General features: G+C 69.0%; 24 protein-coding genes. 10 read left to right on the top strand and 14 right to left on the bottom strand.

The genetic code is table 11. The features are described from left to right. Positions 1-13: 13 nt before the first annotated feature. Positions 14-1,306: an adenosylmethionine--8-amino-7-oxononanoate transaminase gene (gene bioA, locus AWC24_RS10050; RefSeq protein ID WP_163705325.1), complete on the bottom strand. Its 1,293-nt coding sequence runs from the start codon at positions 1,304-1,306 to the stop codon at positions 14-16. Between the two features lie 174 nt (positions 1,307-1,480). Here bioA and ripD point away from each other — a divergent pair, with 174 nt between their 5' ends. The 3 genes from ripD to glgX all read left to right on the top strand — a co-directional run bounded on the left by ripD (position 1,481) and on the right by glgX (position 6,587). Beyond that, positions 1,481-2,152: an NlpC/P60 family peptidoglycan-binding protein RipD gene (gene ripD / locus AWC24_RS10045; protein WP_085084486.1), complete on the top strand. Its 672-nt coding sequence runs from the start codon at positions 1,481-1,483 to the stop codon at positions 2,150-2,152. A 71-nt stretch (positions 2,153-2,223) separates the two neighbouring features. Beyond that, entirely contained in the window at positions 2,224-4,449 is a 2,226-nt protein-coding gene (gene sucT, locus AWC24_RS10040; protein ID WP_109560391.1) for an acetyltransferase SucT, read from the top strand. After that, complete coding sequence (glgX, locus tag AWC24_RS10035; RefSeq protein ID WP_085084482.1) at positions 4,440-6,587, top strand: glycogen debranching protein GlgX; 2,148 nt, start codon at positions 4,440-4,442, stop codon at positions 6,585-6,587. The genes sucT and glgX overlap by 10 nt, the downstream gene beginning before the upstream one ends. 40 nt (positions 6,588-6,627) lie before the next feature. Here glgX and AWC24_RS10030 read toward each other — a convergent pair whose 3' ends face one another. The 3 genes from AWC24_RS10030 to AWC24_RS10020 form a co-directional block, all read right to left on the bottom strand. Continuing rightward, positions 6,628-7,998, bottom strand: coding sequence for a threonine/serine exporter family protein (locus tag AWC24_RS10030; RefSeq protein WP_085084480.1), 1,371 nt, complete (start codon positions 7,996-7,998; stop codon positions 6,628-6,630). A gap of 81 nt (positions 7,999-8,079) precedes the next feature. After that, complete coding sequence (gene ilvA, locus AWC24_RS10025) at positions 8,080-9,369, bottom strand: threonine ammonia-lyase IlvA (RefSeq protein WP_085084478.1); 1,290 nt, start codon at positions 9,367-9,369, stop codon at positions 8,080-8,082. Positions 9,370-9,397: 28 nt separating this feature from the next. After that, on the bottom strand, positions 9,398-9,835 hold the full coding sequence (locus tag AWC24_RS10020; RefSeq protein ID WP_085084476.1) for a nitroreductase family deazaflavin-dependent oxidoreductase: 438 nt from the start codon (positions 9,833-9,835) through the stop codon (positions 9,398-9,400). Between the two features lie 145 nt (positions 9,836-9,980). On the opposite strand from AWC24_RS10020, the gene AWC24_RS10015 reads away from it, so the two are divergent. Further along, positions 9,981-10,181 (top strand): hypothetical protein, encoded by a 201-nt coding sequence (locus AWC24_RS10015; protein WP_085084474.1) that lies wholly within the window; start codon positions 9,981-9,983, stop codon positions 10,179-10,181. 27 nt (positions 10,182-10,208) lie between these two features. On the opposite strand, the gene AWC24_RS10010 is transcribed toward AWC24_RS10015, so the two are convergent. Further along, entirely contained in the window at positions 10,209-10,679 is a 471-nt protein-coding gene (locus AWC24_RS10010; protein WP_234807322.1) for a DUF488 domain-containing protein, read from the bottom strand. Positions 10,680-10,771: 92 nt separating this feature from the next. Further along, positions 10,772-11,557: an enoyl-CoA hydratase/isomerase family protein gene (locus AWC24_RS10005; RefSeq protein WP_085084470.1), complete on the bottom strand. Its 786-nt coding sequence runs from the start codon at positions 11,555-11,557 to the stop codon at positions 10,772-10,774. An 88-nt stretch (positions 11,558-11,645) separates the two neighbouring features. Between AWC24_RS10005 and AWC24_RS10000 the strand changes: the two genes are divergently transcribed. Then, the gene (locus AWC24_RS10000; protein ID WP_085084468.1) at positions 11,646-12,479 is read left to right on the top strand and encodes a class I SAM-dependent methyltransferase; all 834 of its coding nucleotides are present in this window, start codon (positions 11,646-11,648) and stop codon (positions 12,477-12,479) included. Positions 12,480-12,489: 10 nt separating this feature from the next. Here the strand turns inward: AWC24_RS10000 and AWC24_RS09995 are convergent, their stop codons facing one another. After that, positions 12,490-13,137 carry a hypothetical protein gene (locus AWC24_RS09995; RefSeq protein ID WP_085084466.1) on the bottom strand — a complete coding sequence of 216 codons (648 nt, stop codon included), beginning with the start codon at positions 13,135-13,137 and terminating at the stop codon, positions 12,490-12,492. 551 nt (positions 13,138-13,688) lie between these two features. Then, positions 13,689-14,087, bottom strand: a complete 399-nt coding sequence (locus AWC24_RS09985; RefSeq protein WP_085084462.1) for a MerR family transcriptional regulator — start codon at positions 14,085-14,087, stop codon at positions 13,689-13,691. 54 nt (positions 14,088-14,141) lie between these two features. On the opposite strand from AWC24_RS09985, the gene AWC24_RS09980 reads away from it, so the two are divergent. Beyond that, positions 14,142-14,594 (top strand): PPOX class F420-dependent oxidoreductase, encoded by a 453-nt coding sequence (locus AWC24_RS09980; RefSeq protein WP_085084460.1) that lies wholly within the window; start codon positions 14,142-14,144, stop codon positions 14,592-14,594. 6 nt (positions 14,595-14,600) lie between these two features. Here AWC24_RS09980 and AWC24_RS09975 read toward each other — a convergent pair whose 3' ends face one another. From AWC24_RS09975 to dnaE, 3 genes are read right to left on the bottom strand one after another with little or no spacing between them, the layout of a single operon-like run. Continuing rightward, positions 14,601-14,975, bottom strand: a complete 375-nt coding sequence (locus AWC24_RS09975) for a DUF5615 family PIN-like protein (RefSeq protein ID WP_085084458.1) — start codon at positions 14,973-14,975, stop codon at positions 14,601-14,603. Beyond that, a complete protein-coding gene (locus AWC24_RS09970; RefSeq protein WP_085084456.1) occupies positions 14,972-15,412 on the bottom strand; it encodes a hypothetical protein in 441 nt (146 codons plus the stop codon). Before AWC24_RS09970 ends, AWC24_RS09975 begins: the two co-directional genes overlap by 4 nt. A gap of 22 nt (positions 15,413-15,434) precedes the next feature. Next, complete coding sequence (gene dnaE, locus AWC24_RS09965) at positions 15,435-18,974, bottom strand: DNA polymerase III subunit alpha (RefSeq protein ID WP_085084454.1); 3,540 nt, start codon at positions 18,972-18,974, stop codon at positions 15,435-15,437. A 137-nt stretch (positions 18,975-19,111) separates the two neighbouring features. Here dnaE and AWC24_RS09960 point away from each other — a divergent pair, with 137 nt between their 5' ends. Together AWC24_RS09960 and AWC24_RS09955 are read left to right on the top strand one after the other, a co-directional pair. Next, the gene (locus tag AWC24_RS09960; protein WP_085084452.1) at positions 19,112-19,339 is read left to right on the top strand and encodes a dodecin family protein; all 228 of its coding nucleotides are present in this window, start codon (positions 19,112-19,114) and stop codon (positions 19,337-19,339) included. A gap of 8 nt (positions 19,340-19,347) precedes the next feature. Next, complete coding sequence (locus AWC24_RS09955; protein WP_085084450.1) at positions 19,348-20,109, top strand: methyltransferase domain-containing protein; 762 nt, start codon at positions 19,348-19,350, stop codon at positions 20,107-20,109. Between the two features lies 1 nt (position 20,110). Here AWC24_RS09955 and AWC24_RS09950 read toward each other — a convergent pair whose 3' ends face one another. Both AWC24_RS09950 and lspA read right to left on the bottom strand, forming a co-directional pair. Continuing rightward, positions 20,111-21,031 (bottom strand): RluA family pseudouridine synthase, encoded by a 921-nt coding sequence (locus tag AWC24_RS09950; protein ID WP_085084448.1) that lies wholly within the window; start codon positions 21,029-21,031, stop codon positions 20,111-20,113. 33 nt (positions 21,032-21,064) lie between these two features. Further along, complete coding sequence (lspA, locus tag AWC24_RS09945; RefSeq protein WP_085084446.1) at positions 21,065-21,688, bottom strand: signal peptidase II; 624 nt, start codon at positions 21,686-21,688, stop codon at positions 21,065-21,067. A 41-nt stretch (positions 21,689-21,729) separates the two neighbouring features. Between lspA and AWC24_RS09940 the strand changes: the two genes are divergently transcribed. Then, a complete protein-coding gene (locus AWC24_RS09940) occupies positions 21,730-22,671 on the top strand; it encodes an asparaginase (protein WP_085084444.1) in 942 nt (313 codons plus the stop codon). Positions 22,672-22,723: 52 nt separating this feature from the next. Here the strand turns inward: AWC24_RS09940 and AWC24_RS09935 are convergent, their stop codons facing one another. Further along, on the bottom strand, positions 22,724-24,079 hold the full coding sequence (locus AWC24_RS09935; RefSeq protein ID WP_085084442.1) for a DNA polymerase IV: 1,356 nt from the start codon (positions 24,077-24,079) through the stop codon (positions 22,724-22,726). Positions 24,080-24,119: 40 nt separating this feature from the next. Here AWC24_RS09935 and AWC24_RS09930 point away from each other — a divergent pair, with 40 nt between their 5' ends. Beyond that, the gene (locus AWC24_RS09930) at positions 24,120-24,686 is read left to right on the top strand and encodes a class I SAM-dependent methyltransferase (RefSeq protein WP_085084440.1); all 567 of its coding nucleotides are present in this window, start codon (positions 24,120-24,122) and stop codon (positions 24,684-24,686) included. Positions 24,687-24,726 lie beyond the last annotated feature (40 nt).

Below are 24,726 nucleotides of genomic sequence, written 5' to 3'. Positions count from 1 at the left end.
CGTTGAACACCGTTCAGGTTAAGGCACGGACCACGCCGAGCATCGCGGCACCGATCCGGGCGATCTCCTCGGGTGTGCAGACATACGGCGGCATCGCATACACCAGGTTGCGGAACGGGCGCAGCCACACCCCCGCGGCCAGGGCGGCCGGGGTGGCCAGCGCCAGGTCCACCGGCTGTTCGCATTCGATGACCCCGATGGCGCCGCAGACCCGCACGTCGGCGACCCCCGGCTGGGCACGGGCCGGCTGCAGCGCTGCGGCCAGTCCGGAACCGATCTCGCCGACGCGGGAGCGCCAGTCCTGGCCCAGCAGTAGCTCGGTGCTGGCCACCGACACCGCGCAGGCCAGCGGGTTGGCCATGAAGGTCGGGCCGTGCATCAGCGCGCCGGCCTCGCCACCGCTGATGGCGTGGGCGATCTCGGTGCTGCACAGCGTGGCGGCCAGGCTGAGATAACCGCCGGTCAACGCCTTGCCGACGCACATGATGTCGGGGCTGACGCCGGCGTGGTCGGCGGCGAACAGCTCACCGGTGCGCCCGAAACCGGTGGCGATCTCATCGAAGACCAGCAGCACACCGTGGCGGTTGCAGGCCTCGCGCAGATCCGACAGGTAGCGCGGGTCGTGGAAGCGCATCCCACCGGCGCCCTGGACCACCGGCTCGACGACTACCGCCGCCAGTTCATCGCGGTGACGCTCCAGTTGCGCCTCGAACGCGGCGGTGTAGGCCGGGTCGTAGTCGCGGGGCACCAGGGGGGCGAACAGCTGCGTGGCCAAGACGTCCCGCCACAGCGAATGCATGCCGCCGTCGGGATCGCAGATGCTCATCGGGGCGAACGTGTCGCCGTGGTAACCGCCGCGCCAGGTCATCAACCGGTGCTTGCCGGGGCGTCCGCGCGCGCGCCAATACTGCAGCGCCATCTTCACCGCCACCTCCACCGACACCGAACCCGAGTCGGAGAAGAACACCGTGTCCAACCCGGCCGGGGTGATGTCCACCAGCAGCTGGGCCAGCCGGGCGGCCGGCTCGTGGGTGAGCCCGCCGAACATGACGTGGTTCATGGTGCCCAGCTGCGCGGTCAGCGCGGCGTCCAGCGTCGGGTGGCCGTGACCGTGGATAGCGGTCCACCAGGAGCTCATCGCGTCGAGCACGTCGACCGGGGCGTCGTCGACGATCAGCGTCAGGTAGGCGCCCCGGGCCGCCACCGCCACCGTCGGGGCCGGTGTTCCGGCGCCGATCGTGCTGTAGGGGTGCCACAGATGTGCGGCGTCGATCGCGCTGATCTGGTCGGGACTCAACGCGGACATGACTGACGACAGTAGTGCGGACCAGTGGTGCGGACGGCCACCGGCGTAACCGTTCGGTCACAGGTTGCCGAATTTCTCCACGGCGGCGGGGAATCACGCGTAACCGCCGGTACGCTTTGTGACAGAAGTGACCAATGATGCTGCCGTGATTACCGGCGCGAAAGGAGATGTCCGATGAAACGCATCTGCGCCACCGTTATCGCACTGGCAGCGGCAATGGCCCCGACACTGAGCGCCGCCGGCCCGGCCGGGGCCGACCCGCTCTCCCAGACCGGCCAGAGCCAGCTGGTGGACCGCGTGGTCCAGCGTGCGCTGTCGCAGCGCGGGGTGCCGTTCGTCTACGGCGGCGGCGACATCAACGGCCCGACCAACAACGCTCGGGCCAGGGCGGCCACCACCCGCGGCGCGCTGACCGATCTCACCGGCCGCACCAGCCGGCCCGGTGGTCCCGTCGCGGCCGGCAGCAGCACCCCGGGTCTGCCGGGGACGACGCCGGGCCTGCCGGGAACCACCCCGGGTCTGCCCGGAACGACGCCGGCGCCCACCGAGGACATCCCCGACACCACCACCGTCGGGTTCGACGCCTCCGGGTTGATCCAGTACGCGTTCGCCGGCGCCGGAATCAAGATGCCGCGCACCTCCGGCGAACAGTGCAGTGTCGGCCAGAAGGTCCCGCCCGCGCAGGCCCGGGCCGGCGATCTGCTCTGCTACGGGCCGGGCGGCACGCAAAGCGTCGCGCTGTACCTCGGCAACAACCAGATGATCGAGGGCACCAGCCCCGCGGTCACGGTGTCGCCGGCGCGTACCTCCAACATGGTCCCGTACCTGACCCGGGTCATCCCCTGACACACCCGGTGGACGTCACAGCGGTTGGAATGCGGTTTCCACCGTCCGGTTAGGTAGATTATCGGGCGATCATGATTGCCCTCTCCCCGCCGCGACCGGCGGCAACACCTGTTGCGGCACCCCCCGCTGGGGGGCCCGTCGCCGGAGCCGTTCCGGCCGCCGGGCCGGCCGCCGCGATGGGCACCCGCAAGGAGGGTTTCTACCGTCACGACCTCGACGGGCTGCGCGGTGTCGCGATCGCATTGGTGGCGGTGTTCCACGTCTGGTTCGGGCGGGTCTCCGGCGGGGTCGACGTCTTCCTGGCGCTGTCCGGCTTCTTCTTCGGCGGCAAGCTGCTGCGGGTGGCGCTGAACCCGTCCTCGTCGCTGTCACCGGTGCCCGACCTGATCCGGCTGGTCCGCCGACTACTGCCGGCCCTGGTGGTGGTGCTGGCAGCGTGCGCGGTGCTGACGATATGGATCCAGCCGCAGACCCGCTGGGAGACCTTCGCCGACCAGAGCCTGGCCAGCCTGGGCTACTACCAGAACTGGGAGTTGGCGCGTACCGCCTCGGACTACCTGCGTGCCGGTGAGGCCGTCAGCCCGCTGCAGCACATCTGGTCGATGTCGGTGCAGGGCCAGTTCTATCTCAGTTTCCTGCTGCTGATCTTCGGTTTCGCGTTCGCCTTCCGGCGCCTGCTGCGCACCCACCTGCGCTCGGCGTTCGTGGTGCTGCTCACCGCACTGACCGTGGCGTCGTTCTGGTACGCGATCGTCGCCCACCAGGCCAACCAGTCGCTGGCCTACTACAACAGCTTCGCCCGCGCCTGGGAACTGCTGCTCGGCGCACTGGCCGGGGCGCTCATCCCCTATATCCGCTGGCCGATGTGGCTGCGGACCACCGTCGCCACCGTGGCACTGGCGGCGATCCTGAGCTGCGGCGCCCTGATCGAAGGCGTGCAAGAATTCCCCGGCCCCTGGGCGCTGGTGCCGGTCGGCGCCACGGTGGCGTTCATCCTGGCCGGGGCCAACCGCCACGCGCACCCGAGCACCAGCGGCAAACTGCCCTGGCCCAACCGGTGGCTGGCGAGCGGGCCGCTGGTGACCCTGGGGGCGATTGCCTACTCGCTGTACCTGTGGCACTGGCCGCTGCTGATCTTCTGGTTGTCCTACACCGGCAACCGGCACGCCTCGGCGCTCGAGGGGGCGGCGATCCTGCTGCTGTCCGGCGTGCTGGCCTACCTGACCACCCGGCTCGTGGAGGACCCGCTGCGCTACCGCGCACCGTCCGGCGCCGGGGCCCCTCCGGCGCGGCGCAAACCCTGGCGCAAGCCGTCACCCGGCTGGTGGAAGCGGCCGACGCTGGCGCTGGGCTCCACGGTGGTGCTGCTGGGTGTGGCGCTGACCGCGACGTCGTTCACCTGGCGCGAGCACGTCACCGACCAGCGCGCCAGCGGTAAGGAACTGGCCAAACTCAGCAAGGACGACTACCCGGGCGCCCGAGCACTGCTCAAACATCAGCGCGTCCCCAAGCTGCGGATGCGGCCCACCATCCTGGAGGCCAAGAAGGACCTGCCCCGCTCCACCCGGGACGGGTGCATCAGCACCTTCAGCAATCCGGCCCTGATCAACTGCACCTACGGCGACCCGGAAGCCAGCCGCACCGTCGCGCTGGCCGGCGGATCACATGCCGAACACTGGTTGCCCGCACTGGACATCCTCGGCCAGCGGCACCACTTCAAAGTGGTGACCTACCTCAAGATGGGCTGCCCGCTGTCCACCGAGAAGGTGCCGCTGATCATGGGCAACAACGCGCCCTACCCGCAGTGCTACGAATGGGTGGGCAAGACGATGAACAAGCTGATCGCCGATCACCCCGACTACGTGTTCACCACCGCCACCCGGCCGTGGAACATCAAACCCGGCGACGTGATGCCGGGGACCTACATCGGGATCTGGAAACAGTTGTCCGACAACAAAATCCCCATCCTCGGAATTCGTGACACGCCCTGGCTGGTACGCGACGGCCAACCGTTCCAGCCGGCGGACTGCCTGGCATCGGGGGGCGACGCGGTGTCGTGCGGCATCAAACGCTCCGAAGTTCTCGTCGACCGCAACCCCACCCTGGACTTCGTCGAACGCTTCCCGCTGCTCAAGCCGCTGGATCTGTCCGACGCGGTGTGCGACACCGACATCTGCCGCGCGGTGGAGGGCAATGTGCTGATCTATCACGACTCCCATCACCTCTCGGCGACCTATATGCGCACCATGACCGGTGAACTCGGCCGGCAGATGGGTGCGGCCACCGGATGGTGGTGAGCCCGGTCGCCACGGTCTGGCCAGGCCACAGTTACCCGCTCGGCGCCGTCTACGACGGGGCCGGAACCAATTTCGCGGTGTTCTCCGAAGTCGCCGAGCGTGTCGAACTGTGCCTGATCGACGGCCGCGACACCACCGAAACCCGGATCGCCCTCGAAGAGGTCGACGGGTATGTCTGGCACGCCTATCTGCCCGGTGTCGAACCCGGCCAGCACTACGGATTCCGGGTGCACGGGCCGTTCGACCCGTCCGCGGGACAACGCTGCGACGCGAGCAAGCTGCTGTTGGATCCCTACGGGAAGGCCTTCCACGGCGACTTCGACTTCGGCCCGGCGCTGTTCTCCTACGACCTGAACGACCCGGACGGCCCAGCCGCTGGTGGCCCTCCCCCGGCGCTGGACTCGTTGGGGCACACCATGACCAGCGTGGTGATCAACCCGTTCTTCGACTGGGCGGCCGACCGCGCGCCGCGCACGCCCTACCACGAGACGATCATCTACGAAGCGCACGTCAAGGGCATGACCCAGACTCATCCGGGTGTCCCGGAGGAGTTGCGCGGCACCTACGCCGGCCTGGCACACCCGGCGATCATCGATCACCTCAAGTCGCTGAACGTGACCGCCATCGAACTGATGCCGGTGCACCAGTTCCTGCACGACCACCGGCTGCGGCAGCTGGGGCTGCGAAACTACTGGGGCTACAACACCGTCGGATTCTTCGCACCGCACAACTCGTATGCGGCCAGCCGCCAGGCCGGCGGCGCGGTGGCGGAGTTCAAGGCGATGGTGCGCACCTTCCACCAGGCCGGCATCGAGGTGATCCTCGACGTGGTCTACAACCACACCGCCGAAGGCAACCAGCTGGGGCCGACGATCAACTTCCGCGGCATCGACAACGCCGCCTATTACCGGCTGTCCGACGACGATCCGCGCTGCTACACCGACTACACCGGCACCGGCAACAGCCTCAACGCCCGCCACCCGCACACCCTGCAGCTGATCATGGACTCGCTGCGCTACTGGGTGACCGAGATGCACGTCGACGGGTTCCGCTTCGACCTCGCCTCGACGCTGGCCCGCGAGCTGCACGACGTCGACCGGCTTTCGGCCTTCTTCGATCTGGTGCAACAGGATCCGGTGGTCAGCCAGGTCAAGCTGATCGCTGAGCCGTGGGATGTCGGCGAAGGCGGCTATCAGGTGGGTAACTTCCCGGGGCTGTGGACGGAGTGGAACGGCAAGTACCGCGACACCGTGCGCGACTACTGGCGCGGTGTGCCCGAAACCCTCGGGGAGTTCGCCTCCCGGCTGACCGGCTCGTCGGATCTGTACGAGGCGACCGGCCGGCGTCCCGGCGCCAGCATCAACTTCGTCACCTGCCATGACGGTTTCACACTGGCGGATCTGGTGTCCTACAACGAGAAACACAACGAGGCCAACGGCGAGGACAACCGGGACGGGGAGAGCTACAACCGCTCGTGGAACTGCGGTGTCGAGGGGCCCACCGACGACGCCGCCGTCCTGGCGTTGCGCGCACACCAGGTCCGCAACATCATGGCCACCCTGCTGATCAGCCAGGGCACTCCGATGATCGCCCACGGCGACGAGTTGGGCCGCACCCAGCACGGCAACAACAATGTCTATTGTCAGGACTCCGAGCTGTCGTGGATGGACTGGTCGCTGGTCGACAAGAACGCCGATCTGCTGGCGTTCACCCGGGCGCTGACCGCGCTGCGCGCCGGGCATCCGGTGTTCCGCCGGCGGCGGTTCTTCGAGGGCCGACCGATCCGCGGCGGTGACGAGGTGCGCGACATCGCCTGGCTGACACCGGCCGGGCACGAGATGACCCGGCAGGACTGGGACAGCGAATTCGGCAGGTGCGTCATGGTTTTCCTCAACGGCGAGGCACTGCCCGAACCCGATGCCCGCGGCCGGCGCATCGTCGACGACTCGTTTCTGCTGTGCTTCAACGCCGGCGAGACACCGGTGGACTTCATCACCCCCGCCAGCGACTACGCGCAGGGCTGGCGTGCGGTGATCGACACCGCCGACCCCGCCGGCCGCAGCGACCTCGAGGTCTTTGCCGGTGACGCGGTGCCGGTGACGGCCCGCTCGCTGACCATCCTGTGCAAGAGCCGGTGAGACCGGCCGCGCCGCGATCGGGCCGCGACGACTCCCCGGCTCAGCCTGCTACGCCCCCGGGGCCACCGGGCCGCCGCCCGCGGTAACGGATACCGGCCAGCTGCGGGACCCGGTAGGGGCTGCGTAGCCGACGCGCGCGGGGCCCACGGCCGCGCAACTGATAGCGGCCGATTTCCCGGCGCACCGAAGGCGCCAGCAGCGGACCCAATACCGCGCCGGCACCGAGCGCCAACGCCAGCCCGATCGCCAGGCCCACCGTGCCGCCGGCATTGGGGTGCCCGTTGACGAACTGCACGAAGCCGCGGAACACGGTCAGTCCGGGAACCAGCGGGATGATGCCCGCCATGATGATCACCAGCGGCGTCACCCGCAGCCGGGGCGCGAGCAGGGTGCCGACCAGACCGGTCGCCGCGGCCGCTATGAAGGAGCCGGCGATCGGGTCGGCGTCCACCAGCCGCAGTCCGAAGACCAGCAGCGTGGCGGTCGCCCCCGCAAGGCCTGCCGCCAGCGCCGCCTTGAGCTGTGCGTAACCGGCGATCGCGGCGGCCCCCGCGCCCATGGCGCCCGCCAGCACATACACCGGCATGCTCAGCACCGCGACCGGTATCTCGGCGCTGACCCGGACTTGGGCGCCGAACCAGTCCCCGATCCGCACCGCGATGGACACGCCGACCAGGATGCCCGCCGACGAGAGCAGGATGTCCATCCCGCGCGAGACGGCCGTGAGCTGGTAGCCGGTGATGGCGTCCTGCACGGAACCGACGGTGGCCAGCCCCGACAACAACACCACGATGTTGGCCGCCACCACCGGTGACACCGACGCGCCGGCGGGCAGCCAGCCGACGGCGTGCAGGCAGATGGCCACGCCGGTGGCCACCGCTGCGGCGACCACCTGCTGGAACAGCAGTGGCAGCCGCCAGCCGTTGAGCACCCGGCCGACCCGGTCGATCAGTGCGGTGGTGGCCGCCGAGATCACCGCGATCACCGGCCCGGCGCCGATCAGCACCGAGAAGCAGCCGGCCATGACCGCCCAGCCGGCGGTGGCCACCCAGCGCGGATAGGGATGGTCGGCACGGCTCACGATGTCCAGCTGCTGCTGCACCCATTCCGGATCGGGCGTGCTCGTGACGACATGCTCGGCGAGGTCGGTGGCCAGCTGCAGCCGGGTGTAGTCCAGGGAGCGCGACTGCACCAGATACATCGCGGTGACCGGGGCGCCCGGCACCCCGCGCGGCACCGACACCCGGATCGAGTTCGCCATGATGTCCACCTGGGTCTGTGGCAGCCCGTAGGCGGTCGCGATCGCGAGCATGCTCGAGGCCACATCGGCGGTGCCGGCCTGCGATCCCAACAGCAGCTGTCCGAACCGCAGGGCGATGTCGAGCACCCGGCGAACATCGGTCTCATCCATACGCATCGTCTCCGATGACACCATGCCCGCCGGCTACCCGCTCGGGGACCCCGGGTCACGCCGTGCTGCCGGATCCGCCCCTCAGAGCAGATAGCGATACGCCGGCGAGCCGGGCTCCAGCGGCTCGACGTGAATCTGCGAGGAGCGCATCCGGCCCAGCAGCCCACCCAGATCCGCCGCCGAGCCCAATTGAATGCCGACCAGGGCCTCGCCGGTCTCGCGGTTGTTGCGCTTGACGTATTCGAACAGCGTGACGTCGTCCCCGGGTCCGAGGACCTCGTCGAGGAACCGCCGCAACGCGCCCGGCTCCTGGGGAAAATCGACCAGGAAGTAGTGCTTGAGGCCGAGGTGGACCAGCGAACGCTCCAGGATCTCGCCGTAGCGCGACACGTCGTTGTTTCCGCCGGAGATCAGGCAGACCACGGTGGAACCGGGGGTGATGTCGGCTTCGAGCAGCCCGGCCACCGACAGCGCCCCCGCCGGCTCGGCGATGATCCCCTCGTTCTGGTAGAGGTCGAGCATCGCGGTGCACACCGCGCCCTCGTCGACGGTGGTGACCGACACCATGTCGCCGGCGGCGGCCAGCGCGGCGTAGGGCAGGGCGCCGGCGCGCTTGACGGCGGCGCCGTCGACGAACTGGTCGACGGTATCCAGGGTCACCAATTCGCCGGCGGCCAGCGCGGCCATCATCGAGGCCGCCCCCGCCGGCTCGATCCCCAGTACCGCACTTTCGGCGGTCCGCTCGGCGAGGTAACTGGTGATCCCGGCGATACAGCCGCCGCCGCCGACCGGAACCACGACCAGATCCGGTGCGGTGTCGAGCTGGTCGAGGAGCTCCACGGCGATGGTGCCCTGACCCGCCATCGTTCGCAGGTCGTCGTAGGGCGGCACCAGCGTGGCCCCGGTGCGGGCCACGTCGTCCAGCGCCGCCTCCGCGGCCATGTCATAGGTCGCCCCGCCGACGATCAGCTCGATGAATTCCCCGCCGTGGTAGCGGATCCGGTCACGCTTCTGCTTGGGCGTCTTGGCCGGCACGTACACCCGTCCGCGAATGCCCAGTGACCGGCAGGCGTAGGCGAAGCCCTGGGCGTGGTTGCCGGCCGAGGAACAGACCACGCCGGCGGCGATCTCATCGGCGGTCAACTGCACCAGCAGGTTGTAGGCGCCGCGCAACTTGTAGGACCGCACCGACTGCAGGTCTTCGCGCTTGAGGTACACCGTGGCACCGGTGATCTCCGAGAGCCGGTCGCTGAGCTGCAGCGGAGTGGGCGCCACCACGTCGGCGATCCGCTGGGCGGCCGCGTCGATATCGGCCGCTTTCAGCGGGCAGGCGTTGGAGCCACGTCGGTTCTGGTGCAGTTCGGCGGACACCGCAATATGGTGCCACCCAGCAGCGGGTTCACCCCACCGGGGTCAGCACGAACACCGGGATTTCGCGGTCGGTCTTCTTCTGGTAGTCGGCGTAGTCGGGCCAGGCGGCCACCGCGCGCTCCCACCACTGCGCCTTCTCGTCGCCGAACACCTCGCGGGCGTCGTAGTCGCCGGTGACGGTGCCGTCCTGCAGTTCGACCCGCGGATTCTTGACCACGTTGTGGTACCAGACCGGGTTCTGCGGGGCGCCGCCCAGCGACGCCACGATCGCGTAGTGACCGTCATGCTCCACCCGCATCAGCGGGGTCTTGCGCAGCTTGCCGGTCTTGGCGCCCACGGTGGTCAGCAGCACCACCGGCTTGCCCTTCATCTCGGTGCCCTCGGTGCCACCGGAAGCCATGTACTGCTCGGCGTTCTGCCGGGCCCAATCCGACGTGCTGGGTGCGTATTCTCCGCTCAGAGCCATGGGTGCAGCCTAACGCCGGTCGCAAGCGCGGCGGAGCCGGGCGACGCGGGCCATCGCCATCAGCCCAGGTCACCGTCGCGACACGGCCAGCCGTCCATGAAGTTTCGGGTGGTCTAACAATTGGTTATCGCGTACCGTTAACGCTATGACGACCGCCGAGCGCCCACGGCACCAGGTGCCGATCGCCGGTGTGCCGTGGCCGGCCTACAAACTGATCGCGTTGGCGGTCGGCCTGGTCACCCTGCTGGTCGTCGGCGCGGCCACGACCAGTGCCGCGGCCGCAGTGCTGAGCGCGGCCGGCGTCTGCACCGCGGTATGGCTGGTGCTGGGCCTGACGCAGGGCTGATCCCACCGCATCGCCCGGGAGCGTGTTTCAGTCCGGCGGCGGGCCGTCGTACACCAGCACATCACCGTCGATCCGCGCCTCCGCCATGGGCCGGTGCTCCCGCAACCTTCCGTCGTGCATCAGATGACACACCTCTACGCCGTGGATCAACGTGAGGTAGTCCGCGATCAGTTTTCGGTGGCAGCGCCACCACACGGTCTCGGCGCACATCACCGCGACCTGTTCGCCGGCCGCTTCGGCCAGCAGGTCGGCGATGCCGTCCCGAAAGTCATCCGAGCGCATATAGCCCGCGTACGAGCGGAATGATGCATTGCGCAGTCCGACATCCGGGCTGTCGCCGCTGCCCCGGCGCCAACCGCCCAACCGCGGCTCCCACCGGTAGCCGACGCCGGCTTCGGGCAGCCACTGCTGCATCGCCTCGCGTGCGCTGTCGGGATTGCGTCGGCTGCCCGGTGCGGTGCGCACGTCGACCAGCCGGCGCACCCCGGCGCCGGTCAACAGCGTGGTGATCTCCGCTGCGTCCGCGGTGCCGTGCCCGAAGGTGAAGATCGCCGTGGTACTCCCCTTTCAGACGGCCGCGCCGGGCGTGCTCAGCGGCGCTGGACCCGTTCCAGATACGCCATCGCCGAGGCCTGCGATTCGGTGTCGTGCACCGCGGTGACCAGCGCGTCGGCGTCGTTCCAGCTGCGTGCGGTCCCCACCATGCCCTCGGTGACCGCGTTCACCTGGCGCTTGGTGCCGCCCAGGGTGAGCGCGGACTTGCCGGCCAACTGGCCTACCAACGCCTCGACCTCGTCGTCCAGGTCCGCCTCGGCGACCACCCGGTTGACGAAGCCGGCCGCCTTCGCCTCGTCGGCGCCGAACGGCCGACAGGTCATCACCAGTTCTTTGGTCAACGCCGGCCCGATCTCGCGGACCAATCGCGGGATACCGCCCCATGCCAGGGGGATACCCAGATCGACCTCCGGTATCGAGAACCGGGTATCGGCAGCGGCCACCCGCAGATCACAGGCCGCGGCCAGCACGACGCCACCACCGATGCAGTGACCGTGCAGCCGTGCCACCGTCACCGCCCGCATCGCCTCGATCGCCTCGGCCATCCGCCGTCCGGCGTCGGCGGCCTCCCGCAGGGCTGCGGCGCCGTCGGCGGCGGCGGCAAACGCGGCCAGGTCCGCCCCGGCGGAGAACGCCCGGCCGCTGCCGGAGATGACCACGACCTTCACCGCGGGCCGGGCGTCGAACCAGCGGGCCGCGGCCACCAACTCCTCCAGGGTGACGGTGCTCAGCGGATTGAGCTTGTCCGGGCGATTCAAGGTGATCGAGCCGAGCGCACCGTCCGCCGTCGCCGCGACGGTGGCGGCCTGCTGCGATTCCATGGTGTCGACGTTAGCGGCGCCGCCACCGCGGCGACCCGGCTTTGCCCGGGCACGGCCGGGCGGCCGCTTGATCGCTTACGGTGGCCCCATGCCGATTGCCGTCACCGAATTCAGCCAGGTCGAGCAGACCGCGTTTCTCACCGCGTATGCGCGCGCCCTCGACTACCGTGCCGAGACGCCGATCCTCGGCGACGCGTTCTCCGACCGGGTCGTCGGCCTGATCGACTACGACTTCGCCGGGTTGCGGATCCCGGCCGGTGTGGTGCGCCAAACCGCACTGCGCGCCAAGATGCTCGACGATCGGGTCCGCCGGTACACCACCGCCAACCCGCAGGCCGTCGTGGTGGATCTGGGGGCCGGTCTCAACGAACCGCTGGCCCGGGTACAGCCGCCGTCGGGCGTCGATTGGTACAGCATCGACCTCCCGCGGGTGGTCGCATTGCGCGACAAACTGCTGCCGGCCCAGCCCGCAGAGCACGTCATCGCCGCCGATCTGACCGCTGCCGATTGGACGTCCGGCATCCCGGTCGGTCGGCCCACCATGGTGATCGCCGACGGCCTGTTCGCGTTTCTCACCGAAGCGCAGGTCACCGCGGTGTTCGGCCAGCTCATCGACCATTTCGCCAGCGGTGAGCTGGCGTTCAACGACTACGGCCGGGTGGGGCCGCTCAGCTCACTGTCGATGAAGCTCGCGCCGCGAGGCATGTTCAGCCTGCTGCGCCACGTGTGGGCCAACCCCGGCTTCCGCGACCCGCACACCCCCGAGCGGTGGGAGCCGAGGCTGCGCCTGGTCGAGCAGGCCTGCCTGGCACATGCCGCCGAGGTCGACTCGTTCCCCGGTGCGGCCCGCACGCTCACCCAGGTTGCCGGCCGGTTCAAGTCGGTGGCCGGCAAGGCCCGGGTGCTGCGTTACAAGTTCTGAAGCCGCCGGGCTACATGCCCAGCAACGAGCCCAGGTCGAGGTAGTCGGACGGGTTGAAGTCGAGGCTGGCGAACGGGTCCGCCGGGAGCAGGTAGTCCGGCACGGCGGCCAGCTCGATGTCGGAGTGGAACAGGCTGTTCCAGAGGAATGCCGGGGCTGCCTCGGCGATCTGGATCAGGCCCGCCGATACGCCGTTGATCGGGTCGGTCACCACGCTGTAGTTGATGTCGCCGAAGGACATGACCCAGTAGTTCATGTCATGCGGGCCCACGTCGTTGATCGTCAGGTTGGTGAAGTCGCCGATGGTGACCTGGTACATCGAAGCGCCGTCCAGATACCCGAAATTGCCCAGGCTCTTCAGGTCGAAATCGTCGGCCAGGGCGGGGTTGGCGACGAAGTTTCCGAACTGGTACGCGGAGCTGGAGTAGAACGAGTTCCAGTAGTCCTCGATCTTGACGGTGTAGCTGCCGACGTCCTCACCGTTGTACTGCACCAGGTAGGGCTGGTCGGCCTTCCAGTCGGTGATGAACGGGCGGATACCTTCGTACGTCCAATTGCCCGCCCGGATGTCGTCCATCACCAGGCAGACCACTCCGTCACACGTCTCGTAGATGTTGCCGTCGTTGTCCGTGAAGGGGTCCGCGTGAGCGGTGGACATAGGCAGCACCAGTGCGGCGAACCCAGCAGCGGCGCCTACCCCGAGCAGGGTAAGAAGACGACGCGATTTCCACATGACTGCCTCCGTTAAGCTTGTTGCAAATGTGTACCTGTGAAGCTCAGGTGACGAACGTTACACTCGCGTTACCCGACTCACATCCGAATCTGACGTATTTTTTTGTTCACGCTGAGCGTCCGGTTTGCTCAACTTCGACACCTTATGTGCTGCTCCACGGTTACGCCACCGCTACGTACCCGCCGGGGCGGGCGTCCGGACCGGCCCACGGAATCGCCGGGGCCTGGTGGTCGGGCGCCGCGACATAACTCAAGTTATCGAGACTATTCCACAAGTAGGCCGAGACCGCATCGCCGGCGTACTGGATGCAGAACCCAGCTCGGCCGACGTCTCCAGGCATCACGAATGGCCCCTCCCCCCGGGTCACACAGTTGTGCGTGAAGTTTCAGACGTTACACCGGTGATGCGGTGTTGTTATCGGAAACAGACCTGAACGTTACGTTAAGGTTCAGCTGCGTGCAGGGGCCGGCAGCCGCTCAGCGCACGCCGAGGCTGGGCGGTGGGTGAACACCGCAGCTACAGGCGTCGATGGACGGGCAGGTGCACCGCATGCCCCACTCGATAACCCCGCGGGCACGCTCCAACGCCTCCAGTTGGGCGTCGATCTCAGCGAGCTTGGCCCGCGCCAGCGCGCGGGTCACCGGGCGCCCGGGGGCGTCGTCGCCGAACAACAGCCGGATCTCGGCCAAAGCGAAACCCGCCGACTTGCACAGTCCGAGGATCTCGAGTCGCGCCAGCACGGCGGGGTCGTAGCGACGTTGGCCGCCCACCCGCCGCGGCGGTGCCAACAGGCCAACCTGCTCGTAGTAGCGCAGCGTGGTGGCGGCAACACCGCTGCGGCTGGCGACCTCGCCGATGGTCAGCGAGCCGGACATGCGACCTCCTCGACGCCTTGACTTAAAGTCAACTCTAGGTTGTTCACTGGCGTCATGCCCGACCAACGACTCGACGCACTGCACCGCGCCCGTTACGCCCTGCTGCGCTCCTTCCGCCGCGACGGCTCGCCCGTGGCCACCCCAGTGTGGTTCGCGCTGGACGGCGACACCGTGGTGTTCCGGACCAAGATCGGCCCGAAGACCCGGCGACTGGCGCTACACCCCGATGTCGAGGTGGTCCCCTGCGACTACCGCGGCCGGTGCCGCCCCGGCGCCATCACGGTTGCCGGCCGGGCCACGATTCTCTCCGGCAACGAGGCCGAGGCCGCCAATCGCAGGTTGCACCGGCGCTACGGCTGGCAGTGGAACGTGATTCCGATGATCCAGGTCCCGGGCGTGACCAATGTGCATCGGGAGTTGCCGCTGCGCCAAAAACTGCGTCGGGCGCGCAGCCGCGCCCTCTGGCCCGACAGTGCCATCGTGGCGGTGACACTGAATGCCCTCTGAGCGCCGCTACTCCTCGACGCCGCGTAACCACAAGACACCACCGGCCGCGGCGACCGCATCGCCGGCGCACGCCTGATCCAGGGCCGCGACCAGGCGACCGATAAACCGGCGGTTGCGGGGAAAAGCCGTGTCGGAGGTATAGATCAGCGGCGGAACGGGCTCGTCGCCGGCGCTGCGTTGGCGCCGGAGCCGTTCGAAATCGACCACATTGTTGGTGACCAAGGTTCGATCCTCGTCGACGGCTTGTTGCAGCAGGTCAGCATCCGAGGCTTCCCGGAGATCCGGGTGTCCGGCAACCGCCAGGCAGTCGTGGCCGCGCGCGATCAAGTCGGTGGCAATGCGGTGGTGGAACATCTCGTCGAGAAGCAGCCTCGGCGTCACTGGCCGAGCAGTTCCTGCTCACGTACCCAGCGGTCGTGGGCTTCGGCTGCTTCGGCCTCGGCGCGGCCAATCCAGCCGTCGACCTCAGCCGGGAATGCCGCCTGGTAGGCGATCGCGGCGCGGATCAGCATCGGGTCGACCCCGCTGGTGTCACTGACCAACTCCACCAACGCCGCCGGGCCCAGGTCGGGCTCGCTGAGGCGCGCGCTACGCAGCGCGCGGGCCACCTCCCAGACATCCGGCCCGCCGATCAGTCGAGCCCGGCGGCCGGCCGGGCCGTCCCGGAACACCACCAAGGGGTGCTCTTGGCACCGAAGCGCCTCGTCGACCAGCTGATTCGTCGCCGCGGAGGCACTCAAGCCGGGACGGGCGGCAACGAACCGGGCCAGCCGGGCGGCGACGTCGGCGTCGAACCGGACGGAGGTCGGAGCAGCCATGACTACATTGTAGTCAGATGTATCAGCCGCCGAGGCAGCCCGGCCCTAGTAGCGCCTTGAGGTCACCCATCAGCGCCGACGACGGCGTCACCCGCAGCGACGGGTCCAGTTCCAGCACGGTGATCCGCTCCCCGCTGATCAGCCGCAGCTGCACCTGGGCCGTGCCGGGGTGGCGGGTCAGCACCTGTTTGAGTGCGCTGACCTTGTCCATCGTGCATTGCCGGGTCGGCAGACTGACCGCCAGCGGGCGATCCGCGGCGTTGGCGGAGAAGTCCGGCACCACCAGCTCGTTGGCGATCAGTGAGATCCGGTCGTCGCGGATGTTCACCTTGGCGCTGACCAGCACCACGGCGTCGTCGACGACCTCGGCTCCATAGGCGGAGTAGGTCTGCGGGAAGAACATCACCTCGATGCCGCCGGTGAGATCCTCCAATTGCGCTGACGCCCAGGGCAGACCGTTCTTGTTCACCCGGCGGTTCACCGATGCCAGGATCCCGCCCACCCGCACCTGGGTGTCGGAGGCGATGTCGCCCTCCAGGATCGCCGGGATCGCGGTGTCGACCTGCGCGGCCAGCAGATGGGCGATGCCGTTGAGCGGGTGCCCCGAGACGTAGAGCCCGAGCATCTCCCGCTCCAGGGCCAGTTTGTGCTTGTCGGCCCATTCTTCATCGGGCACCCGGATCCCGAAAACCGCGTCCGCGCCGGAGCTTTCGCCATCACCGCCGCCGAACAGGTCGAACTGTCCCATAGCCTGGGCCTTCTTGGTGCCCAGCACCGAGTCGACCGCGTCGGTGTGCACCAGGAACAGACCCTTGCGCGGATGCCCCAGCGAGTCGAAGGCACCGGCCTTGATCAACGATTCGGTGACCTTCTTGTTGCAGACTGCGATATCGATCTTGTTGAGGTAGTCGGAGAAATCGGTGAAGCGGCCCTTGTGTGTTCGGGTGGCGATCAACGACCCGACCACGTTGGCGCCGACGTTTCGCACCGCGCCCAGGCCATAGCGGATGTCAGAACCCACCGAGGCGAAGTTCAACTCGGATTCGTTGACGTCCGGCGGCAATACGGTGATGCCCAGTCGGCGGCAGTCGGCCAGGTAGATCGCGGCCTTGTCCTTGTCGTCACCGACCGACGTCAACAGTCCGGCCATGTATTCGGCCGGGTAGTTGGCCTTCAGATAAGCCGTCCAGTAGGACACCAGACCGTAGCCGGCCGCGTGCGACTTGTTGAACGCGTAGCCGGCGAAGGGAAGAATGGTGTCCCACAACGCTTTCACGGCCTTCTCGGAGAACCCGTTGACCGTCATCCCGTCGTAGAAGCCCTTGTATTCGGCTTCCAGTACCTCCAGCTTCTTCTTGCCCATGGCCTTGCGCAGCGCATCGGCCTTGCCCATCGTGTAGGAGGCCACCTTCTGCGCGATGAACATGATCTGCTCTTGGTAGACGATCAGACCGTAGGTCTCGGCGAGGATCTCACGCAGCGGCTCTTCGAGTTCGGGATGGATGGGCTTGATCGCCTGGCGGTTGTTCTTGCGGTCGGCGTAGTCGTTGTGGGCGTTCATGCCCATCGGGCCGGGCCGGTACAGCGCCAGCACCGCGACGATGTCGTTGAACTCGGTGGGCTGCATGCGGCGCAGCAGGTCACGCATCGGACCGCCGTCGAGCTGGAACACCCCCAGGGTGTCGCCGCGGCCCAGTAGCTCGTAGGTGGCCGGGTCGTCCATCGGCACCGAGTCGAGATCCAGATCGATGCCCCGGTTGGCCTTGATGTTCTCCAGGCAGTCCCCGATGATCGTCAGGTTGCGCAGGCCCAGGAAGTCCATCTTCAGCAGGCCGATTTCTTCGCACGACGGATAGTCCCAACCGGTGATGATGGCGCCGTCCTGCGGCCGTTTCCACAGCGGGATCACGTCGATGAGCGGCTCGGAGCTCATGATCACCGCGCAGGCGTGCACCCCGGCGTTGCGGACCAGGCCCTCGAGGCCGCGGGCGGTCTCGTAGATGGTGCGCACGTCGGGATCGGTGTCGATCAGCGTGCGAACCTCGGCGGCCTCTTTGTACCGCTCGTGGTTGGGATCGGTGATACCCGACAGCGGGATGTCCTTGGCCATGATCGGCGGCGGCAGCGCCTTGGTGATCCGGTCGGCGATCGCATAACCCGGCTGTCCGTAATGGACGCGGGCCGAGTCCTTCAGCGCCGCTTTGGTTTTAATGGTGCCGAAGGTGATCACCTGGGCGACCCGGTCGCTGCCCCACCGCTCGGCGGCATAACGCACCATCTCGCCGCGCCGGCGGTCGTCGAAGTCGATGTCGATGTCGGGAGCCGACGGCCGTTCCGGGTTGAGGAAGCGTTCGAACAGCAACCCGTGCGGGATCGGGTCGATGTTGGTGATGCCCAGCGCGTAGGCCACCAGCGATCCGGCGGCCGAGCCGCGGCCCGGGCCCACCCGGATGTTGATCGAACGCGCGTAGTCGATCAGGTCCGCGACGATCAGGAAGTAGGACGGGAATCCCTTGCCGCAGATGACATCGATCTCATAGGCGGCCCGATCGGTGTATTCGGCCGGCACCCCGGCCGGAAAGCGCCTTTGCAGCCCGGCCGCCACCTCGTGGCGAAGCCATGACCCCTGATCGTGGCCGTCGGGAACCGGGAACACCGGCATCCGGTCGGACGGCGCCCAGACATCGGCGTAGGACTGAACCCGCTCGGCGATCAGCAGGGTGGAGTCACACGCCTGCGGCAGCTGGTCGTCCCAGAGCGCACGCATCTCGGCGGCCGACTTCAGGTAGTAGCCGTCCCCGTCGAACTTGAACCGGGTGGGATCCGACAGCGTCTTGCCGGTCTGAATGCACAGCAGCGCCTCGTGGTTCTGGGATGCGTCGCGGGTGACGTAGTGGCAGTCGTTGGTGGCCAGCGCCGGGATGCCGAGCTTGCGTCCGACATCCAGCAGCCCGTCGCGAACCCGGCGTTCGATGGCCAGCCCGTGGTCCATCACCTCCAGGAAATAGTTCTGCGGCCCGAAGATCTCCCGCCATTTGGCGGCCGACTCCAGCGCTTCACGGTCCTGGCCCAGCCGCAACCGGGTCTGCACCTCCCCGGACGGGCAGCCGGTGGTGGCGATGATCCCCTCCGCGTGCTCGGCGATGATCTCGGCGTCCATCCGCGACCATTTGCCGAGCTGGCCCTCGAACGAGGCCAGCGAGGACAGCTTGAACAGGTTGCGCAACCCGGTGGCGTTCTCGGCCACCATCGTCAGGTGGGTGTAGGAGCCACTGCCGGAGACGTCATCGCTTTTCTGGCCGGGGTCCCCCCAGTGGACCCGGCGGGTGTCAAAGCGGGAACCGGGCGCGATGTACGCCTCCACCCCGATGATCGGTTTGATACCGGCTTTGGTGGCGCCGTTGTAGAACTCGCTGGCGCCGAACATGTTTCCGTGGTCGGTCATCCCGATCGCCGGCATCTCCAGACGCTGCGCCTCGGCCAGCATCGGGGCGATCTTCGCCGCGCCATCGAGCATCGAGTACTCGGTGTGGTTATGTAGGTGTACAAACGAAGATCCCATAGGTCCGCCAGTCTATGGCCGGCCACCGACCGAGTCGGGCGTGTCGCCGGGTGTGTCTTCCCGGCGGGCGTTTCGCGCGACAGCGGCCGCCGGTGTGCACTACGTTGAGGTTCGTTCGAAGCGGAGGAGACACACACATGAGCGTGTACCGGGTGATCGACATCATCGGGACCAGCCCGTCGTCTTGGGAGAACGCCGCGGCCGAAGCGGTGCACCGGGCCAAGCAGACCATCGACGACATCCGCGTCGCCCAGGTCGTCGAGCAGGATCTCACCCTCGATGACAAGGGCGGGATCATCTACCGCACCAAGCTGCGGATCTCCTTCAAGATCCGGCCGCCGAAATCGTCGCGCGACCCGGACTGACCGCGCCGATGCGAAGCTTCGACGACCTCGTGACCGAGGCCGCCGCCGCACCGGTCGACGGCTGGGAGTTCTCCTGGCTCGACGGCCGCGCCACCGAACAGCGGCCGTCCTGGGGCTACCAGCGTCAGCTGGCACGGCGACTGTCGGGCGTCTCGGCTGCCGTCGACCTGCACACCGGCGGCGGCGAGGTGCTGGCCGGCATCGAGCGGTTCGGGACGTTCCCCCCCACCATGGCCGCCACCGAGTCGTGGCCGCCGAACGCCGCACGCGCCACCGGGCTGCTGCATCCGCGCGGCGTGGTGGTGGTGACCGTGCCGGACCGGCCGCCGCTGCCGTTCGGCGACGAAGCCTTCGACCTGGTCAGCAGCCGGCACTCGTTGGAGACGTGGTGGTCCGAGATCGCCCGGGTGCTGCGGCCCGGCGGTCATTACTTCGCCCAGCAGATCGGCCCGGCGACGATGCTGGAGTTGAGCGAGTTCTTTCTCGGGCCGATGCCCGGCAAGGGCGCCCAATACGAGCCGGAGGCGGTGCGCGCGGGCGCGACAGCCGCCGGCATGGAGATTCTCGACCTGCGCCTCGAGCGACTCCGGGCCGAGTTCTTCGACGTCGGCGCGGTGATCTACTTTCTGCGCAAGGTGATCTGGACGGTGCCCGACTTCGCGGTCGACGACCACCGCGACCGGCTGCGCGAGATGCACGACATCATCGAGACCCAGGGCCCGTTCGTCGCGCACGCCACCCGGGTGCTGGTGGAGGCCAGGAAGAACTGACTCAGCGCCGCAGCACGTCCAGGGCGTGTCGCAGATCGGCCGGGTACTCGCTGGTGATCTCGATGCGGCGGCCGTCACCGGGGTGGGCGAAGGCCAGCGAGTGGGCATGCAGCCACTGGCGTTCCAGATCGAGTTTCTTCGCCAGCGTGGGATCAGCGCCGTAGGTGAGGTCGCCGCAGCAGGGATGCCGCAGCGCGGCGAAATGCACCCGGATCTGGTGCGTGCGGCCGGTCTCCAGATGCACGTCGAGCAGACTGGCGGCGACGAACGCCTCCAGCGTGTCGTAGTGGGTGATGCTGTGCCGACCGTCGGCAGTGACGGTGAACTTCCAGTCGCGGCCGTGGTGCCGGCCGATCGGTGCGTCGATGGTGCCGCTGGACGGATCCGGATGGCCCTGCACCAGTGCGTGATAGCGCTTCTCGACGGTGCGCGCCTTGAATGCGCGTTTCAGCGCGGTGTAGGCCCGCTCGGAGATCGCCACCACCATCACCCCGGAGGTGCCGACGTCCAGCCGGTGCACGATGCCCTGGCGTTCGGGCACTCCGGAGGTGGTGATCCGGTAGCCCGCCGCGGCCAGCCCGCCCAGCACGGTGGGTCCGGTCCAGCCCACGGATGCGTGGGCGGCCACCCCGGCGGGCTTGTCGACCGCGACGATGTCGGCGTCGGAGTACAGGATCGCCATGCCCTCGACCTCGGCCGGGGTGTTCTCCAGCGGGGCCGGCGCCTCGGGTAGCCGCACCTGTAACCACGCGCCGGCGGCCAGCCGGTCGGACTTTCCGGCAGGCGTCCCGTCCAGTTCGACGTCGCCGTTCTCGGCCAGCGTCGCGGCAACGGTCCGGGACAGCCCCAGCAGGCGGGCCAGCCCGGCGTCGACGCGCATGCCGGCCAACCCCTCGGGCACGGGCATGGAGCGTTCAGTCACGACCGCATCGAACCCGGTCGCTGCCGGTGGTGCTCACGCGCGCTGCTCCTCGGCGTCGTCACGGCCCGCATCGTCACGACCGGCATCGTCACTACCGGCATCATCGCCGGCGCGACGGCGGCCCACCACGTCGAAATCGAAACCGAACACCGAGAGCGTGACCAGCAGGATCGCACCGCCGACCACCGCGGGATCGGCGACGTTGAACACCGGCCACCAACCGATCGACAGGAAATCGACGACGTGGCCCTGCAGGTGGCCGGGCGCCCGGAAGAACCGGTCCACCAGGTTGCCCAGCGCGCCGCCCAGGATCATTCCCAGCCCGACCGCCCACCACGGCGACACCAGCCGGCGCGACATCCAGATGATGCCGAGCACCACCGAACTGGCGATCAGCGTCAGCACCCAGGTGTAGCTGGTGGCCATCGAGAATGCGGCACCAGAGTTGCGCACCAGAGTCCAGGTGACGGTGTCGCCGATGATCGACACCGGCTGGCCGGGGGTCAGCAGCCGCACCGCGAGCACCTTGGTGACGACGTCGACCATCAGCACGACCGCGGCCACCGACAGCAGCAGGCCCAGCCGTCGGCGGGGCGCGGCCGGCGCCGGCGCCGCGTCGGTGGCCGGCCCGGTCGAGTCGGTTGTCTCCTCAGTCACGCCCCCATCATTCCTTAACGCGGGTACGGCATGATCGCGGCATGGTGTCCAAGCGCCTCACGGTCATCACCACCGGCGGAACCATCGCCGCCAGCACCGACCACGGCGGGGTGCGCCGGCCCACCGTCCACGGCGCGGAGCTGGTCGCCGGGATCGGCGCCGGCTCCGCCGAGGTCACGGTGGTCGACCTGATGTCGCGCGACAGCTCGGAGCTGACCCCGGCCGACTGGGGCCGGATGCTCGCCGCGGTGCGGGCCGGCGTCGACGGTGGTGCCGACGGGGTGGTCGTCACGCACGGCACCGACACCTGCGAGGAGACCGCGCTGTGGTTGGAGCTGGGCTACACCGGCGACGCCCCGGTCGTACTGACCGGGGCGCAACGCAGCGCCGATGCCCTCGACGCCGACGGGCCGGGCAACCTGCGTGACGCGCTGCGGCTGGCCGCCGACCCCGCGGCCCGCGGTCTGGGTGTGCTGGTGTGCTTCGCCGGGCAGGTGCTGGCCCCGCTCGGGCTGCACAAGACCACCACCTCCGACCTGACCGGCTTCAGTGGCGCACGGGTGGGCACGGTGGCCGGCGATCGGGTGTCCCTGGACGGCGAAAAGGTGCGGCCGCAACTGCCGGTGACCGCCCCGCCCCGAGTCGACATCGTCGCGCTCTACGCCGGCGCGGACGCGGCAGCGCTGGACGCCTGCGTGGCCGCGGGCGCGCGCGGAATTGTCCTGGAGGCGCTGGGGTCGGGCAACGCCGGAACAGCGGTGATCGACGGGGTGCGCCGGCACTGCCGCGACGGGGTGGCCGTCGCGGTGTCCAGCCGGGTGCCCGGCGCGCGGGTCGGGGCGGCCTACGGACCGGGCCGGGCACTGGTCGACGCCGGTGCGGTCATGGTGCCCCGGCTTCGCCCGCCGCAGGCGCGGGTGCTGCTGATGGCGGCGCTGTCCGCGGGCCTGCCGGCCGGTGCGGCCATCCAGCGGTGGGGCTGAGCCCGGCCGGGCGGCCCGGCTGTCGGTGCCGGGCATGCCCGGTTTCGGGGACTCAGCCGGGCTCGTCGGGGACGACGGGATAGTCGGGCCAGTCCAGGCTGGCGACCGGATCGGCGCCGGCGATCCCGGGCTCGTCGACGGCAAAGGTCCGCACCGGGCCCGGGCCGGAGCTGCGGGTCTCGAATCGCACCGTCACCACCCCGTGGCCGGACCCCTGCACCCAGCCGTGCCCCAGCTCGACGTGGGTCACGTCATCGCCGACCCGCCACGACGCCGCGGTCGGCGGTGCAACCGGTTCCGGCGCCGGTTCCGGTGAACCCACGGCGGTGGCCTCCGGGAACGCCAGCTCCGGGAACAGCGACTCCTGACGGACATCGGTCAGCCCGGAGAATCCCACCCCGAGCAGCCGGATCGGGCCGATCTGCGCGGGGTCGAGCAGCAGCCGGCCGGCCGCCGAGGTCAGCACGGCGGCGTCGGTGGTCGCATAGGGCAGCGTCGCCGAGCGGGTCAGCACGCTCATGTCGGCCTTCTTGAGTTTCACCGTCACCGTGCGGGCGCCCCGCCCGTCGCGCAGCAGCCTGCGGTAGGCGTGTTCGCCGATCGGGCCGACCTCGGCTCGCAGCTGCTCCAGCGTGGTCAGGTCGGTGGCGAAGGTGGATTCGGCGCTGATCTGTTTGGCCTCGGCACGTTCGGCGACCGGGCGGTCGTCGATCCCGCGGGCCAGCCGGTGCAGGGCGGGCCCGATGGTGGCGCCGAGGATGTCGGCGACCTCGCTGTCGGTCAGCGCGGCGAGCTCGCCGATGGTGGAGATCCCGAGCCGGTGCAGCTTCTCCTCGGCCACCGGGCCGATACCCCACAGCCGGCGCACCGGCAGCCCGTCCAGCAGCAGGCGTTCCTCGGCGCGGCCCACCACCCGCACTCCGTCGGGTTTGGCCAGGTCGGAGGCGATCTTGGCGATCTGTTTGCCCGAGCCCGCCCCCACCGACGCCACCAGGCCGGTTTCCTCGCGCACCCGGCGGCGCAACCGCTGACAGAACCGGTGCACGTCCTGGCTGTCGGCGCCGGCCAACTCGGCGGGTTCGCCGAACGCCTCATCGAAGGACAACTGCTCGACGACCGGGATCACCGCGCGCACCGTCTCGAACACCCGGCGGCTGGCCACCCCGTACACCGACCCACGCGGCGGCAGCACCACCGCCGGGGCGCCCACCAGCCGGCGCGCCTGGTGCATCGGCATCGCCGAGCGCGCCCCGAAGACCCGCGCCTCGTAACTGGCGCCGGCCACCACACCGCGGCCCCCCAGCCCGCCGACCAGCACCGGGCGGCCGCGCAGCGTCGGGCGGGTCAGTTGCTCGACGGAGGCGAAGAATGCGTCCATGTCCAGGTGCAGGACCCACCGGGCGTCCACACCGATGAATGGTATTGCGCCGCGGCTTAGGGTGGTCCACATGGCGATGAACCTGTTGCACCGCCGCTGCTGCAGCTCGCGGCGGTGGGCCCGGCAAGTCGAAGAGCAGATGGTCCCCTGGGCGCTGGCCGAGGTCGACCTGGGCGATGACGTCCTCGAGATCGGCCCGGGCTACGGCGCCAATATCAAGGTGCTGATCGATCGGGCCCCGCGTTACACCGCTGTGGAGATCGATCCGGTACTCGCCGAGCGATTGCAGGGCGAATACGGCTCGCGCGCACGCATCATCAACGGCGACGGCACCGCCACCGGTCTGCCCGCGGCCGCGTTCAGCGCGGTGGTGTGCTTCACGATGCTGCACCACGTGCCGACGCCGGAACTGCAGGACCGGCTGTTCGCCGAGGCGTTCCGGGTGCTGCGGCCCGGCGGGGTGTTCGCCGGCAGCGACGGCGTGCCGTCCTGGCACTTCCGGTTGCTGCACATCCGGGACACCTACAACCCGGTGCCGCCGGAGTCGCTGCCGGACCGGTTGCGGCGCAGCGGATTCACCGACGTCGACGTGGTGACCGCAGCCGGACGCCAACGCTGGCGCGCCGTCAAGCCCTGACCCTGCCGGCCGTTGACCGGCGAGCACCCCGGCGGCGTTG

This window comes from Mycolicibacter senuensis, assembly GCF_002101885.1.
Taxonomy (GTDB): Bacteria; Actinomycetota; Actinomycetes; order Mycobacteriales; family Mycobacteriaceae; genus Mycobacterium; species Mycobacterium senuense.
The sequence above is the reverse complement of the archived record's forward strand: the minus strand, read 5'-3'. Positions and strand labels throughout refer to the sequence as shown.

What these genes read in the sequence shown, in the direction of transcription:
- AWC24_RS10030 (WP_085084480.1), bottom strand. Translation starts at nt 7,998, where the DNA reads ATGGATGAGACCGATGTTCGCCGGGTGCTCGACATCGCCCTGCGGTTC.
- bioA (WP_163705325.1), bottom strand. Translation starts at nt 1,306, where the DNA reads ATGTCCGCGTTGAGTCCCGACCAGATCAGCGCGATCGACGCCGCACAT.
- ripD (WP_085084486.1), top strand. Translation starts at nt 1,481, where the DNA reads ATGAAACGCATCTGCGCCACCGTTATCGCACTGGCAGCGGCAATGGCC.
- AWC24_RS10015 (WP_085084474.1), top strand. Translation starts at nt 9,981, where the DNA reads ATGACGACCGCCGAGCGCCCACGGCACCAGGTGCCGATCGCCGGTGTG.
- AWC24_RS09985 (WP_085084462.1), bottom strand. Translation starts at nt 14,087, where the DNA reads ATGTCCGGCTCGCTGACCATCGGCGAGGTCGCCAGCCGCAGCGGTGTT.
- sucT (WP_109560391.1), top strand. Translation starts at nt 2,224, where the DNA reads ATGATTGCCCTCTCCCCGCCGCGACCGGCGGCAACACCTGTTGCGGCA.
- AWC24_RS10000 (WP_085084468.1), top strand. Translation starts at nt 11,646, where the DNA reads ATGCCGATTGCCGTCACCGAATTCAGCCAGGTCGAGCAGACCGCGTTT.
- glgX (WP_085084482.1), top strand. Translation starts at nt 4,440, where the DNA reads ATGGTGGTGAGCCCGGTCGCCACGGTCTGGCCAGGCCACAGTTACCCG.
- AWC24_RS09970 (WP_085084456.1), bottom strand. Translation starts at nt 15,412, where the DNA reads ATGGCTGCTCCGACCTCCGTCCGGTTCGACGCCGACGTCGCCGCCCGG.
- AWC24_RS09980 (WP_085084460.1), top strand. Translation starts at nt 14,142, where the DNA reads ATGCCCGACCAACGACTCGACGCACTGCACCGCGCCCGTTACGCCCTG.
- AWC24_RS09995 (WP_085084466.1), bottom strand. Translation starts at nt 13,137, where the DNA reads ATGTCCACCGCTCACGCGGACCCCTTCACGGACAACGACGGCAACATC.
- dnaE (WP_085084454.1), bottom strand. Translation starts at nt 18,974, where the DNA reads ATGGGATCTTCGTTTGTACACCTACATAACCACACCGAGTACTCGATG.
- AWC24_RS10020 (WP_085084476.1), bottom strand. Translation starts at nt 9,835, where the DNA reads ATGGCTCTGAGCGGAGAATACGCACCCAGCACGTCGGATTGGGCCCGG.
- AWC24_RS09940 (WP_085084444.1), top strand. Translation starts at nt 21,730, where the DNA reads ATGGTGTCCAAGCGCCTCACGGTCATCACCACCGGCGGAACCATCGCC.
- AWC24_RS09930 (WP_085084440.1), top strand. Translation starts at nt 24,120, where the DNA reads ATGGCGATGAACCTGTTGCACCGCCGCTGCTGCAGCTCGCGGCGGTGG.
- AWC24_RS09955 (WP_085084450.1), top strand. Translation starts at nt 19,348, where the DNA reads ATGCGAAGCTTCGACGACCTCGTGACCGAGGCCGCCGCCGCACCGGTC.
- AWC24_RS09960 (WP_085084452.1), top strand. Translation starts at nt 19,112, where the DNA reads ATGAGCGTGTACCGGGTGATCGACATCATCGGGACCAGCCCGTCGTCT.
- AWC24_RS10005 (WP_085084470.1), bottom strand. Translation starts at nt 11,557, where the DNA reads ATGGAATCGCAGCAGGCCGCCACCGTCGCGGCGACGGCGGACGGTGCG.